This window comes from Comamonas kerstersii, assembly GCF_002056725.1.
Taxonomy (GTDB): domain Bacteria; phylum Pseudomonadota; class Gammaproteobacteria; order Burkholderiales; family Burkholderiaceae_C; genus Comamonas; species Comamonas kerstersii.
Genome location: NZ_CP020121.1, coordinates 3,311,771 through 3,325,191 on the forward strand (window position 1 = coordinate 3,311,771; position 13,421 = coordinate 3,325,191).

11 protein-coding genes and 1 tRNA gene are annotated in these 13,421 nt (G+C 59.6%); 6 read left to right on the forward strand and 6 right to left on the reverse strand.

The features are described from left to right. Positions 1-107: 107 nt before the first annotated feature. From B5M06_RS15530 to B5M06_RS15545, 4 genes are read right to left on the reverse strand one after another with little or no spacing between them, the layout of a single operon-like run. A complete protein-coding gene (locus B5M06_RS15530; RefSeq protein ID WP_205245344.1) occupies positions 108-1,721 on the reverse strand; it encodes an ABC transporter ATP-binding protein in 1,614 nt (537 codons plus the stop codon). Continuing rightward, complete coding sequence (locus B5M06_RS15535; protein ID WP_240183955.1) at positions 1,721-2,794, reverse strand: ABC transporter permease; 1,074 nt, start codon at positions 2,792-2,794, stop codon at positions 1,721-1,723. The genes B5M06_RS15530 and B5M06_RS15535 overlap by 1 nt, the downstream gene beginning before the upstream one ends. 45 nt (positions 2,795-2,839) lie before the next feature. Further along, entirely contained in the window at positions 2,840-3,868 is a 1,029-nt protein-coding gene (locus tag B5M06_RS15540) for a microcin C ABC transporter permease YejB (RefSeq protein WP_054065558.1), read from the reverse strand. A 6-nt stretch (positions 3,869-3,874) separates the two neighbouring features. Next, on the reverse strand, positions 3,875-5,725 hold the full coding sequence (locus B5M06_RS15545; RefSeq protein WP_054065559.1) for an extracellular solute-binding protein: 1,851 nt from the start codon (positions 5,723-5,725) through the stop codon (positions 3,875-3,877). A gap of 100 nt (positions 5,726-5,825) precedes the next feature. Between B5M06_RS15545 and fabI the strand changes: the two genes are divergently transcribed. Further along, the gene (gene fabI, locus B5M06_RS15550; RefSeq protein ID WP_054065560.1) at positions 5,826-6,626 is read left to right on the forward strand and encodes an enoyl-ACP reductase FabI; all 801 of its coding nucleotides are present in this window, start codon (positions 5,826-5,828) and stop codon (positions 6,624-6,626) included. Between the two features lie 164 nt (positions 6,627-6,790). After that, complete coding sequence (locus B5M06_RS15555) at positions 6,791-7,651, forward strand: DNA ligase (RefSeq protein WP_077344712.1); 861 nt, start codon at positions 6,791-6,793, stop codon at positions 7,649-7,651. 128 nt (positions 7,652-7,779) lie between these two features. Here B5M06_RS15555 and B5M06_RS15560 read toward each other — a convergent pair whose 3' ends face one another. Continuing rightward, entirely contained in the window at positions 7,780-10,152 is a 2,373-nt protein-coding gene (locus B5M06_RS15560; RefSeq protein ID WP_054065561.1) for an arginine/lysine/ornithine decarboxylase, read from the reverse strand. A gap of 156 nt (positions 10,153-10,308) precedes the next feature. On the opposite strand from B5M06_RS15560, the gene B5M06_RS15565 reads away from it, so the two are divergent. The 3 genes from B5M06_RS15565 to B5M06_RS15575 all read left to right on the forward strand — a co-directional run bounded on the left by B5M06_RS15565 (position 10,309) and on the right by B5M06_RS15575 (position 11,904). Further along, complete coding sequence (locus B5M06_RS15565) at positions 10,309-10,734, forward strand: NfeD family protein (protein ID WP_054065562.1); 426 nt, start codon at positions 10,309-10,311, stop codon at positions 10,732-10,734. 65 nt (positions 10,735-10,799) lie between these two features. Then, positions 10,800-11,717, forward strand: coding sequence for an SPFH domain-containing protein (locus B5M06_RS15570; RefSeq protein ID WP_054065563.1), 918 nt, complete (start codon positions 10,800-10,802; stop codon positions 11,715-11,717). Between the two features lie 96 nt (positions 11,718-11,813). Continuing rightward, positions 11,814-11,904 (forward strand) — tRNA-Ser (locus tag B5M06_RS15575). Positions 11,905-12,093: 189 nt separating this feature from the next. Here the strand turns inward: B5M06_RS15575 and B5M06_RS15585 are convergent. Further along, positions 12,094-13,017 carry an MBL fold metallo-hydrolase gene (locus tag B5M06_RS15585; protein ID WP_054065564.1) on the reverse strand — a complete coding sequence of 308 codons (924 nt, stop codon included), beginning with the start codon at positions 13,015-13,017 and terminating at the stop codon, positions 12,094-12,096. Between the two features lie 135 nt (positions 13,018-13,152). Between B5M06_RS15585 and B5M06_RS15590 the strand changes: the two genes are divergently transcribed. Then, positions 13,153-13,350 carry a YgaP family membrane protein gene (locus tag B5M06_RS15590; protein ID WP_054065565.1) on the forward strand — a complete coding sequence of 66 codons (198 nt, stop codon included), beginning with the start codon at positions 13,153-13,155 and terminating at the stop codon, positions 13,348-13,350. The last annotated feature ends 71 nt before the right edge of the window (positions 13,351-13,421 follow it).

Here is a 13,421-nt window from a genome sequence, read left to right on the forward strand (position 1 = left end):
CGCCTCCTTGTGACGGTGCTTGCTGATGAAGCCATCATAGGCAGGCACCGCAAAGCTTTACGCCACGGTCTGTAAAGGGATTGCAAATTTTGTAGCACCTTCCACTGCTACAGCGTGGCCTGCACAAGTTGCTGGGTGTATGGATGGTGGGGTTGCTGCAGCACCTGCTCGACACTGCCGGCCTCTACCACCTGGCCGTTTTTCATCACCATCACCTCATGCGCCATGGCGCGGATCACGTCCATGTCGTGCGTAATCAGCAGATAGCTCAGCCCCAGCTCGCGCTGCAGACGCTGCAGCAGTTGCAGCACCTGTTTCTGAATGGTCACATCCAGCGCACTGGTGGGCTCATCGAGCACCAGCACCTTGGGCCGCAAAATCAAGGCCCGTGCCACCGCCAGACGCTGGCGCTGGCCGCCTGAGAACTCATGCGGATAGCGTTGCAGCAGCCCCGGGAACTGCTGCTCACTCAAGCCCACGCTCTGGAGCACCTCCAGCACCTGGGTACGACGGCCTGCTTCGCTGATATCAGGGGCATGCACGCGCAGGCCTTCGCCCACAATCTCCTCCACCGTCATGCGCGGCGAGAGCGACGAGAACGGGTCCTGAAACACCACCTGCACCATGCGCCGCAAGGCCTGGTTCGCAGGCGTATTGCGCATGGCTGGCTGCTGCCAGCACTGGCCCGTAATCTGGAGCTCCCCCTGACTGGGCAACAGCCCCAGAATGGCTTGTGCCAGCGTGGATTTGCCCGAGCCGGACTCGCCCACCACACCCAGCGTCTGCCCCTGGCGCAGACAGACATCCACGCCCTGCACGGCCACAAACTCCCCTTTGCTGAACCAGCCCTTGATGCCTGGCAACGGCACGGGGTAGCCCACGCGCAGCTGCTGGGCCTGCACGACCACGGGTGCGGCGGCATCGACCACCAGCACCTCGCGCTCAGGCTGGCTGTGCAGCAGCTTTTCGGTATAGGGGTGCTGTGGATGCTCGAAAAGCTGCGCCACCGGCCCCTGCTCGACCAGCACGCCATGCTCCATGACCACGGCGCGGTCGGCAAAGCGGCGCACCAGATGCAGATCGTGGGTAATCAGCAGCAGCGCCATACCCGTCTGGCGCTGCAGATCGCCCAGCAGCTCCAGCATCTGCATGCGCAGCGTCACATCCAGCGCCGTCGTAGGTTCATCGGCCAGCAGCAGCTTGGGGCGCGATGCCAGCGCCATGGCGATCATGGCGCGCTGGCGCTGGCCGCCGCTGAGCTGGTGCGGATAGCTTTGCGCGCGGCGCTGAGGCTCTGGAATGCCCGTGGCGGCGAGCAGCTCCACGGCCTGCGCCCAGGCCTGCTGTGTACTGAGCGCCTGCTTGAGCTGCAGCACTTCCGCCACCTGCGCACCCACGGTCATCAGCGGGTTGAGCGCGGTCATCGGTTCTTGAAAAATCATGGCGATATCGCCACCACGCACGCCACGCATTTCGCGCTCGGTCAGTGCCAGCAGATCTCGCCCATCGAACAGGGCCTGACCGCTGAGCTGGGCTTCGCCCACCAGCCGCAGCAAACTGAGCGCAGTCACGGTCTTGCCCGAGCCGGATTCGCCCACCAGCGCCAGCTTTTCCCCAGCGCGCACATCAAAGCTCACGCCATGCACCACCTGCTTGCTGCCAAAGCGCACCTTGAGGTCACGCACGGACAGCAGCGGCTGTGGATTTTGGTCTGGCTGCATCATGCGCCCTCCTTCGCGTCGCTGGCCTGTGCCTTGCGGGGGTCCAGCGCATCACGCAGCGCATCGCCCATAAAAGTCAGCAGCAGCAAGGTGATGACCAGCACACCAAAGGTGGACAGCGAAATCCACCACGCATCAATGCTGTTCTTGCCCTGATTGAGCAACTCACCCAGGCTCGGGGTGCCGGGCGGCACGCCCAGGCCCAGAAAGTCCAGCGAGGTCAGCGCCAGAATGGCGGCACTCATGCGAAACGGCAAAAACGTCACCACGGGTGTGAGGCTGTTGGGCAGGATGTGCCGCCAGATGATCTGTCCATTGGGCACACCCAGCGCCCGTGCGGCCTTCACATAGTCCAGCTGACGGTTGCGCAAAAATTCGGCGCGCACGTAGTCAGACAGCCCCATCCAGCCAAACAGGCTCAGCAGCACCAGCAGCAAGGAGATACTGGGGGCCAGCACGGCGCTGAAGATGATGAGCAGGTACAGCTCCGGCATGGAGCCCCAGATCTCAATAAAGCGCTGGAAGGCCAGATCCACCTTGCCGCCAAAAAAGCCCTGAATGGCGCCAGTGATGACGCCCAGCACCACGCCCACTGCCGTCAGCGCCAGCGCAAACAGCACGCTCAGGCGAAAGCCGTAGATGAGCTGGGCCAGCAGGTCACGCCCACGGTCGTCCGTGCCCAGCCAGTTCTCCCGCGATGGCGGGGCTGGGTTGGGCGCCTTGGCAAAGTAGTTGATGGTGTCTGCCCCGTAGCGGTTGAGCGGGAAAATGGCCCAGTTGCCGGGCTTGTGCAGCTGCGCTTCGATAAAGGGGTCGAGGTAATCCGTGGGCGTGGCAAAGTCGCCGCCAAACACGGTTTCCGGGTAGTTTTTCAGCAGCGGGAAGTAAAACTGCCCTTCATAGCGCACCACCAGCGGCTTGTCGTTGCTGACCACCTCGGCAAAGAGGCTGACCACCACCATGACGCAAAACAGCACCAGGCTGTAAAAGCCCAGCTTGTTGCGACGAAAGCGCTGCCAGGCACGCTGGCTGGGGGAAAGAGAACGCGGCAAGGCGGTGTTTTCTGCTTGCATAGATATAGCTGCTTGCGCAGATGCGGATTGCGTTAGCGCCATATTTCAATCAAATTTCACACGGGGATCGACCCAGACATAGCACAGGTCGCTGATGAGTTTGGTCACCAGACCAATCAGGGTAAAGAGGTAGAGCGAACCCAGCACCACAGGGTAGTCGCGCCGGATGACACTCTCGTAGCTGAGCAGGCCCAGACCATCGAGCGAGAACAAGGTCTCAATCAGCAGGGAACCCGCAAAGAACGCGCCAATAAACGCCGCAGGAAAGCCGGTGATGATGGGAATCAGCGCATTGCGAAACACGTGCCGGTACAGCACCTGCTTCTCGTTCAAGCCCTTGGCACGCGCCGTGAGCACGTACTGCTTGCGGATTTCTTCGAGGAAAGCATTCTTGGTCAGCATGGCAGTCACGGCAAAGCTGCCTGCCACCATGGCTGTGACCGGCAAGGCGATGTGCCACAGATAGTCCGTGATCTTGCCCATGAGGCTGAGCGACTCCCAGTTGGCCGAGGTCAGCCCGCGCAGCGGGAACCATTGCAGCTGCCCGCCAAAAATCACCAGCAGTGCCACGCCCAGCACAAAACCGGGAATGGCATAGCCCACCAGAATCATCAGCGTCGTCACCAGATCAAAGCGCGAACCTGCACGCACTGCCTTGGCCACACCCAGCGGCACTGCCACGAGATAGCTGATGAGAAAGGTCCACAGCCCCAGACTGATGGAGACCGGGAGCTTTTCCACAATCAGCTCCCACACGGGCTTGTTCTGGAAAAAGCTGGTGCCCAGATCAAACTGCGCAAACTGGCCCAGCATCTGCACAAAGCGCTCATGGGCAGGCTTGTCAAAGCCATACAAGGCCTTGATCTGCTCAATGCGTTGCGGGTCTACCCCCTGCGCGCCGCGGTAGGCCATGCCGCCGCCTTCAGCCCCGGCACCCGCGCCGGCCTTGGCCTCGGCCAGGTACTGCTCCACCGGGCCGCCGGGCACAAACTGAATGACCACAAAGGTCAGCAGCAGCACGCCCAGCAGCGTGGGAATCATCAAAAAAATGCGTTTGAGAATATAGGCAAACATGGCGGCTTAGGGCTGTGTGGAAGGCAAAGCGACGCGCGCCGTCTCTGCATTGAGCGGGGGCATGCGCGCCCACCAGGTATCTATGACCCAGCCCTCTCCATTGGAGTACGGCGGAATTACACTGGGGTGCTCCAGCCGCCACTGGTTGTAGGCCATGCGGTGGGTGTTGGCCGACCACTGTGGAATCAGGTAGTGGCTGTGCGCAATCACGCGCTCCAGCGCACGGCAGGCGGGCTGCATCTGCTCCTGCGTCTTGGCCTGGACCATGGCGGCAATCAGCGCATCCACGGCGCGGTTCTTCACCCCGGGGAAGTTGCCGGAATCTTCCTGGTCTGCCGCCGCACTGCCGAACAGGTCCGCAAACTCCTGGCCCGGGTTGTTCGTGCCCTGGTAGGCGATGGAGGTGATGTCGAAATCAAACTTCTGCAGCCGCTGCTGGTACAGCGCAAAGTCCACCGCGCGGAATTTGAGTTGAATGCCCAGCTTTTGCAGGTTGCGCTGCCACGGTGCCACCACGCGCTGGCCGCTTTCGCCGCTGTCCAGGTACTCCAGCACCATGGCCTGCCCTGCTGCATTACGCAGCACACCGTCCTTGCCAACCTCCCAGCCCGCTTGCGCCAGCAGCTGCTTGGCCGCACGCAGATTGCCGCGCAGGCCTTGCTCACCATCGGTGCGCGGCGGCACTGCCATGGGGCCAAAGGCTGCATCTGGAATTTCGCCACGGAATGGCTCCAGCAACTCCAGTTCCTCGGGCGTGGGCTTGCCATTGGCCTCGCAGATGGTATTGCCAAACAGGCCTTTGACGCGCTGGTAGGAGCCATAGAACATCTGGCGGTTCATCCACTCATAGTCCAGCGCCATGCCCAGCGCCTCGCGCACACGGGCATCCTGCAGAAAAGGTCGGCGTACATTGAGCACATAGCTTTGAAAGCCCGTGGGCTGCTTGTGTGCAAACTCGCCCTTGACCAGTTCTCCCGCATCAAACTTGCGCCCATTCACGCGCCGCGCCCAGTCGCCCGCGCTGAAAAAGCGCATCACATCAAACTCACCGGCCTTCAACGCCTCCAGCCGTGCCGTGCTGTCCTTGTAGATCTTGACGATGATGCGGTCAAAGTTGCCGGTGCCCCGGCGCACGGGCAAGTCTCTGGCCCAGTAGTCAGGGTCACGCACATAGGTAATGTCCTTGCCAAACACTACGGAGCCAATGCGGTACGGGCCACTGCCAATGGGTGTTTCCATGACCACCTCATTGAAAGCTTTGCCTGCCCCCCAGTCACGGCTGAAGATGGGCATGCCGCCCACGGTCAAAGGCAGCTCCCGGTTGGGTGAGCGAAAGTGAAAGCGAATGGTGCGCGCATCCAACACTTCCCAGCTTTGCACCTCGGCCAGCACGGTCTTGTAGCCGGGAGAGGTATGCGGCCCGGTCAGGGTATCAAAGCTGTGCTTCACATCTTCCGCCAGCACCGGCTTGCCATTGTGAAAGCGCGCCTGGGGCCGCAGGCGGAAGGTGGCCGACAGGCGATCAGGTGCGACCTGCACATCCTCCGCCAGCAGCCCATAGCCGGTGGCGGTTTCATCCATGCTGCCTACCAGCAAGGTATCAAACAGCAGGCCCGAGAGATACGCAGGCGCCGTGCCTTTGATGGTGAAGGGGTTGTATTTGTCGAAGGTGGAAACACGCAGATTGCTCACCAGCCGCAGCTCACCGCCTTTGGGAGCATCAGGGTTGACGTAGTCAAAGTGCGTAAAGCCCTGCGCATATTTGGGTTGCCCCCATAAAGCGTAAGCGTGCTCAGCCCAAACTGGGACTGCCGTAGTGGCTCCTGCGAGCAAGAAAAAAAACTTCCATAGGCGCATGCGACAATTCTGCACCACAGCGGCCTGCCACCACAGCTTGTATTGCAGCTGGCGAATTTGTCTGGCAGGCCTTCACCGCATTTTCACAAGGAGAAGAACAATGGGTTTTCTGACCGGCAAGAAGCTGCTGATCACTGGCGTGCTGTCCAACCGCTCCATCGCCTACGGCATTGCCAAGGCCTGCCATGAGCAAGGTGCCGAGCTGGCATTCAGCTATGTGGGCGAGCGCTTCAAGGATCGCATCACCGAGTTTGCTGCCGAATTCGATTCCAAGCTGGTGTTTGACTGCGACGTTGCTGACGACGCACAAATTGAAAAGCTGTTTGCCGATCTGGGCGCTGTATGGGGCAAGTTTGACGGCTTTGTGCACTCCATCGGTTTTGCTCCCCGTGAAGCCATTGCAGGCAACTTCCTGGACGGCCTGTCGCGCGAATCCTTCAAGATTGCACACGAAATCAGCGCCTACAGCTTCCCAGCCATGGCCAAGGCTGCCCTGCCTTACCTGAACGACAAGTCCTCGCTGCTGACCTTGTCCTACCTGGGCGCCCTGCGTTCCATCCCCAACTACAACACCATGGGCCTGGCCAAGGCTTCGCTGGAAGCTTCCGTGCGCTACCTGGCCGAAGCCGTGGGCCGCACCGAAGATGGCCGCTGCATCCGCGCCAACGGCATCTCTGCCGGCCCCATCAAGACACTGGCTGCCTCGGGCATCAAGGACTTTGGCAAGCTGCTGGGCCGCGTGGCCGACGCTGCACCGCTGCGCCGCAACGTGACCATTGAAGACGTGGGCAATGTAGCTGCCTTCCTGCTGTCTGACCTCGCCTCTGGCGTGACCGCTGAAATCACCTATGTGGACGGCGGTTTCAGCCAGACCGCAGGTCTGAGTGCTGATCAGGTCTGATACCAACCAGTTCCTCAAAAAAATCCCCGCAGCCTTGAAAGCTGCGGGGATTTTTTATCTGTGGCTCAGTCTGAGACGCGCACCACCATAGTGCTATCTCCCCGATATAAGGCCTTGTAGCTTATCCACCGGAGATTACGCTACCCAGAAAGTGGAGGGTAACCATGCACAGGCGGTGCTTTATCTCTCAGATGCTCTACTGGATGGCAGGCTGGATGCTGTCAGCGCAACTTGCGTACAGCACTCCACTCACCCTCGCCACCCCCTACCACCCCAACCTGAACCTGGCGCACTACTGGGTCAGCGAAAAATACGATGGCATTCGCGCCTACTGGAACGGCCAGCAGTTCCTCAGCCGCCAGGGCCTGCCGATTGAAGCCCCTGCCTGGTTCACGGCAGGCTGGCCTGCCTACGCCCTGGACGGTGAGCTGTGGGCCGGGCGCGGGCAGTTTGCCAAAGTGCAGTCCACGGTGGCACAAGGCAGCAAAGATGAAACAGGTTGGCAGCAGCTGCGCTACATGGTGTTTGACCTGCCGCAGCACAGCGGAGGCTTCACCCAGCGCTACCAGGCGCTGCAGCAGCTGGTACAAGGCATCGCGCAGCCCTGGGTGCAGGCTGCGCCGCAATGGCAAGTGCCGGACCACGCCACACTGATGCAGCAGTTGCGCCAGTTCAGCCAGCAAGGCGCGGAAGGCTTGATGCTGCGCCACCAGCACGCGCCCTATCGCGTTGGGCGCAGTGATGACCTGATCAAACTCAAGCTGTTTGATGACGCAGAAGCCGTGGTCATTGGCCACCTGCCCGGCAAAGGTAAATACACGGGCATGACAGGCGCGCTGCTGGTGCAGACGCCCGAGGGCCTGCGCTTTCGCATTGGCAGTGGGCTCAAGGATGCAGACCGTGCCAACCCGCCCCCGATTGGCAGCACCATCACTTATCGCTACAACGGCACGCATCCCAGTGGGGTGCCACGCTTTGCACGGTTCTGGCGTGTGCGAGAAGAGGCCACTTCACCCACCAAATAATAAAAAAAGAAGCGCCTTGCGCTGATTCTGTAAAGGTTTCAGATAGTTTTCTACCTGAAACCCTTATGAATCAAGCGCAAGGCGCTTTTATTTTTGAAGGGCAATGCCCTTGCTGATCTTGGCTGAGCTTATTTGGCAGCCGTCTTGCGGGGTGCGGCTTTCGCGCGAGGCTTGGCTGCTGGCTTCGCAGCAGGCTGCTCTTGCGCCACGCAGTCTGCGTAGTAGTGCACTTCGCCCTTTTCGTCCTCGATTTCCACCAGACCATGGATATCGGTTTCAAAGCCGGGGCACTCCTTGGCAAATTCGCGCGCGAACAGCAGGTAGTCCACGATCTTCTTGTTGAAGACTTCACCGGGAATGAGCAGCGGAATGCCGGGTGGGTAAGGCGTGACCAGACCCACGGTGATACGGCCTTCCAGGTGGTCAATCTCCACACGCTCGGTCTTGCGCTGCGCGATGTGGGCGTAGGCGTCCGAGGGCTTCATGGCTGGCTGCAGATCAGACAGGTACATCTCTGTCGTCAGGCGCGCAATGTCGTACTTGGCGTACAGCTCGTGCACGTGCTGGCACAGGTCACGCAGGCCCATGCGCTCGTAGCGGCGGTGCTGCTGCACAAACTCGGGCAGGATGCGCACCAGAGGCTGGTTGCGGTCGTAGTCGTCCTTGAACTGCTGCAGCGCAGCCAGCATGGTGTTCCAGCGGCCCTTGGTGATGCCGATGGTGAACATGATGAAGAAGGAGTACAGGCCGGTCTTCTCCACCACCACACCGTGCTCGGCCAGGTACTTGGTCACGATGGAGGCAGGAATACCCGTCTCAGCAAACTCACCATCCAGATCCAGGCCGGGCGTGACGATGGTGGACTTGATAGGGTCCAGCATGTTGAAGCCGTCGGCCAGATCGCCAAAGCCGTGCCAGTTGTCAAACTGCTTGCCGTTTTTCTTCTTGGACTTGGTCTTGGGCGCTGCGTCCTTGCCACGGATGATCCAGTCGTCCGCACGACCCACACCCTCTTCGGCCAGCTTCTCTGGGCCCCAGACCTGGAACCACCAGTCATCCTCACCAAACTCATCATCGACCTTGCGCATGGCGCGGCGGAAGTCCAGCGCCTCCAGAATGGATTCTTCCACCAGCGCAGTGCCGCCGGGTGGCTCCATCATGGCCGCGGCCACGTCGCAGCTAGCAATGATGCTGTACTGCGGGCTGGTCGAGGTGTGCATCAGGTACGCCTCGTTAAACAGGTGGTGGTCCAGCTTCTGTGTCTGCGAATCCTGCACCAGCACATGCGAAGCCTGCGAAATACCGGCCAGCAGCTTGTGGATGGACTGGGTGGCGTAGACCACCGACTCTTTCGGGCGAATGCGCTTCTTGCCCATGGCATGGTAGGTGCCATAGAAGGGGTGGAAGGCCGCGTGGGGCAGCCATGCCTCGTCAAAGTGCAGGTTGGCCACGTAGCCATCGAGCATCTGCTTGATGGTCTCGGTGTTGTAGAGCACGCCGTCATAGGTGGACTGCGTCAGCGTCAGCACGCGGGGCTTGACCGCCTTGGCATCCACACCCTTGAGCAGCGGGTTGGCCGCAATCTTGGCCTGGATGGATTCCACACTGAATTCGCTTTGCGGAATCGGGCCAATGATGCCGAAGTGGTTGCGCGTGGGCTTCAAGAACACCGGAATCGCACCCGTCATGATGATGGAGTGCAGGATGGACTTGTGGCAGTTGCGATCGACCACCACCACGTCACCCGGCGCCACAGCATGGTGCCAGACGATCTTGTTCGATGTCGATGTGCCATTGGTCACGAAGTAGCAGTGGTCGGCATTGAAGATGCGCGCCGCATTGCGCTCAGACTCGCCAATCGCGCCGTTGTGGTCCAGCAGCTGACCGAGCTCTTCTACCGCATTGCACACGTCGGCACGCAGCATGTTCTCGCCGTAGAACTGATGGTACATCTGGCCCACGGGGCTCTTCAGAAACGCCACGCCGCCGGAGTGACCGGGGCAGTGCCAGGAGTACGAGCCGTCTTCCGCATAGTCCAGCAGCGCCTTGAAGAACGGCGGCTGCACGCCTTCCAGATAGGCCTTGGCTTCACGGATGATGTGCTTGGCCACGAATTCCGGCGTGTCCTCAAACATGTGAATAAAGCCGTGCAGCTCACGCAGAATGTCGTTGGGCAGGTGGCGCGCGGTCTTGGTCTCGCCGTAGATGTAGATCGGCACCTCTTCATTCTTGCGGCGCAGCTCGCCAATGAAGCTGCGCAGGCTGTGAATGATGGGGTCTTCGTCATGGCCCGTCAGCTCCTCATCGTCAATCGACAGGATGAAGGCGCTGGCCCGACTTTGCTGTTGCGCAAACTGACTCAGATCACCATAGCTGGTCACCCCCAGCACTTCAAAACCTTCGGCCTCAATCGCCTGAGCCAAAGCGCGGATGCCAAGACCAGACGTATTGTCGGAGCGGTAATCCTCGTCAATGATGACGATGGGAAAGCGGAATTTCATGCGCAACCCTTTGTAATCGGGAACAATAAAGATCGGATAGCCGCGCAGTGTAAGTAATATCGTGTGCAAATCTGTGAATTCTGCCCACTAAACCTCAATTTCCGGGCAAATTCTCAAAGCGGTCTCTTGCACCAATATCTATAGGGAGAAGAACACATGGCGACCAGTACCTGGTGGTGGGTTTTCACAGGCATCACCATTGTGGCCGAGCTGCTCACCGGTGGCATTTATCTGCTGATGATTGCATTCGGTCTGGCCTGCGGGGCCATTGCAGCACACCTGGGCCTGAGTCTGCCACTGCAGATCATGATCGCAGCCGCAGTGGGCATGCTGTCCGTGCTGGTGTGCCGCCGTCTGCGTGCGCGCCGCGCCCCTGAGCTGCCCCCTTCTGCCAACCCAGACCTGAACCTTGACATTGGCGAAACCCTGCACGTGCCCGAATGGAACAGTGACGGCACAGCCCGCATCCCCTACCGTGGCAGCCAATGGACTGTGGCCCTGCGTGCAGGCAGCATGCCTGCAGCGGGGCTGTACCGCGTCATAGAGGTACAAGGCAACCGGCTGATCGTTGACAAGGCATAAGCCCTGCTTTTGGGGCAAGCTCATGGTTGCTTCTTTTATTTGTTTTTCTTCATAAGGCCTGATCCATGGAAATCGCCATCGTCGCATTTGTGATTGCTGTCATCTTCGTTAGCATGTCCGTCAAGATCGTTCCCCAGCAGCACGCCTGGATCAAGGAGCGCTTTGGCAAGTACGCAGGCACGCTCAGCCCCGGCCTGCGCATCATCATCCCCTTCATCGAAAAAGTCGCCTACAAGCACAGCCTCAAGGAAATTCCGCTGGATGTACCCAGCCAGGTCTGCATCACCCGCGACAACACCCAGCTGCAGGTCGACGGCATTCTGTACTTTCAGGTGACTGACCCCATGCGCGCCAGCTATGGCTCGTCCAACTACATCATGGCCGTGACGCAGCTGGCTCAGACCTCGCTGCGCAGCGTAATCGGCAAACTGGAACTGGACAAAACCTTTGAAGAGCGCGACATGATCAACGCCCAGGTGGTCAACGCCATTGACGAGGCCGCGCTGAACTGGGGCGTGAAAGTGCTGCGCTACGAAATCAAGGACCTGACCCCGCCCGCAGAAATCCTGCGCGCCATGCAGGCCCAGATCACTGCCGAGCGCGAAAAGCGCGCACTGATTGCCGCTTCCGAAGGCCGCCGCCAGGAGCAAATCAACATCGCTACCGGCGAACGCGAAGCCTTTATCGCCCGCTCCGAAGGTGAAAAGCAGGCCGCCATCAACAAGGCCCAGGGTGAGGCCGCCGCCATTACCACCGTGGCAGAAGCCACGGCCCAGGCACTGGAGCGCGTGGCAGCCGCCATTCGTCAGCCCGGTGGCGAGCAGGCCGTACAGCTCAAGGTGGCAGAAAGCGCGGTCGAGGCCTACAGCAAGGTCGCGCAGGATGCCAACACCACCCTCATCGTGCCCAGCAACATCTCTGAAGTCTCTGGCCTGATTGCCTCTGCCATGCGCGTGGTGCAGCAAGGTAAAAACGGCCAGTAAAAGCCAGTAAAAACTGGCTCTTCAGTGCAAGTTTTTTCGAAAAAATGCGCACCAAGCCAGAAAGGCGCAAAAAGCTGGCTACAATAGCGGTCTTCCGGAAGGGTGGATGAGCGGTTTAAGTCGCACGCCTGGAAAGCGTGTGTAGGTTAATAGCCTACCGCGGGTTCGAATCCCGCCCCTTCCGCCAGAATCGACAACCCCTTGCAAGCGCGAGCTTGCAAGGGGTTTTTCGTTTTCACCGCATCAGATGCAGCCTCGCATCTGCCACACGCACTTCTCTCCAAACTGCCGATTTTCTCCAGTGAATTCTCGAGGCGCTTACTCACCAAGCGCGCTCGAAGCAACACCATGGACGATCACCCCTGAGGAGTGAAAGCTACTCCGTCTCTGCTCCTTGCCAGATGCCATCTGGCGCCTGATCGGGGTCTTTGAGGAATGCATTGATGGGCACTTCGATATAGGTGCGCCCATCTGGCTGAGAAGGAGGCATGCGCCCTGCGCGCAAGTTCACCTGTACGGACGGCAAGATGAGCGTCGGCATCGCCAGGGTCGCATCGCGGCGGTTACGCATGGCCACAAACTCCGCTTCACTGATGCCGTCGCGCACATGAATATTGCCGGCCTTTTGCTCTGCCACCGTGCACACCCAGGCAGCGGCACGATGGGCAGGCGGGTAGTCATGACACACATGAATACAGGTGTCTGCAGGCAGGCTCAAGATGCGCTGTATAGAGCGATACAGCACTGCAGCATCCCCACCGGGAAAGTCGGCACGTGCGGTGCCCACATCGGGCATGAACAAGGTGTCGCCCACAAACACATCACCCCCAACCAGATAGGCCATATCGGCAGGCGTATGCCCGGGCACGAGCATGGCTGTTACGGCCAGACTGCCCACATGAAACACCTCTCCGTCCTCAAACAGGTGATCAAACTGGCTGCCATCGGGCAAGAAACTCCGTTCAAACAGAAAGACTGTGCGGAAGATTTTTTGCACCTGACGAATGTTGGCCCCGATGGCAATCTTGCCGCCCAAGTGGTGGCGAATGTGTTGCGCCCCCGAGATGTGGTCAGCATGGGCATGGGTTTCCAGAATCCATTCGACCTGCCAGTTCTGGCTGCGCACATATTCAATGATGCGATCGCTGCTGGCGCTGGTGAGGTTGCCTGACTTGGCGTCAAAGTCCAGCACGGAGTCAATCACGGCGACCTTGCCAGTACTGGGATCTGCCAGCACATAGCTGACCGTGCCAGTGACAGCATCAAAAAAAGATTCGATATGTGGCTGAGGCATGTGCATGGAGCTTCCTTTGGGTGACGGACTTGCTTTTAATTTACTTTTTAATATAATATAAAAAAATAGATCGTATGCATTCACCCTCTATTCGCAGGTGACAACCATACGCCCTATGTTTTCAACAATCTGGAGACCGCAATGAAAGCAAATATCGGTGGTTGGGATCGTGTGCTGCGCATCGTGCTCGGCTTGGTGCTCATCGGACTGGCTGCGACAGGTACTGTCGGCTGGTGGGGCTGGCTGGGTGTGATTCCCTTGGTCACGGGCCTGGTTCGATTCTGCCCCTTGTACCCGCTACTCGGGTTGAACACCTGTCCGCTACGGAGCAAGAAGTAAATGGTTCATCACGGAATGTCGGGGTAGTTGCCCCTCAAACAGAAACAGCGGTGACATTTCAAGCATGATGG

Bases quoted from the DNA above. Each gene is read 5' to 3' on its own strand.
- B5M06_RS15530 (WP_205245344.1), bottom strand. From the start codon at position 1,721: ATGCAGCCAGACCAAAATCCACAGCCGCTGCTGTCCGTGCGTGACCTC.
- B5M06_RS15535 (WP_240183955.1), bottom strand. From the start codon at position 2,794: ATGCAAGCAGAAAACACCGCCTTGCCGCGTTCTCTTTCCCCCAGCCAG.
- B5M06_RS15540 (WP_054065558.1), bottom strand. From the start codon at position 3,868: ATGTTTGCCTATATTCTCAAACGCATTTTTTTGATGATTCCCACGCTG.
- B5M06_RS15545 (WP_054065559.1), bottom strand. From the start codon at position 5,725: ATGCGCCTATGGAAGTTTTTTTTCTTGCTCGCAGGAGCCACTACGGCA.
- fabI (WP_054065560.1), top strand. From the start codon at position 5,826: ATGGGTTTTCTGACCGGCAAGAAGCTGCTGATCACTGGCGTGCTGTCC.
- B5M06_RS15555 (WP_077344712.1), top strand. From the start codon at position 6,791: ATGCACAGGCGGTGCTTTATCTCTCAGATGCTCTACTGGATGGCAGGC.
- B5M06_RS15560 (WP_054065561.1), bottom strand. From the start codon at position 10,152: ATGAAATTCCGCTTTCCCATCGTCATCATTGACGAGGATTACCGCTCC.
- B5M06_RS15565 (WP_054065562.1), top strand. From the start codon at position 10,309: ATGGCGACCAGTACCTGGTGGTGGGTTTTCACAGGCATCACCATTGTG.
- B5M06_RS15570 (WP_054065563.1), top strand. From the start codon at position 10,800: ATGGAAATCGCCATCGTCGCATTTGTGATTGCTGTCATCTTCGTTAGC.
- B5M06_RS15585 (WP_054065564.1), bottom strand. From the start codon at position 13,017: ATGCACATGCCTCAGCCACATATCGAATCTTTTTTTGATGCTGTCACT.
- B5M06_RS15590 (WP_054065565.1), top strand. From the start codon at position 13,153: ATGAAAGCAAATATCGGTGGTTGGGATCGTGTGCTGCGCATCGTGCTC.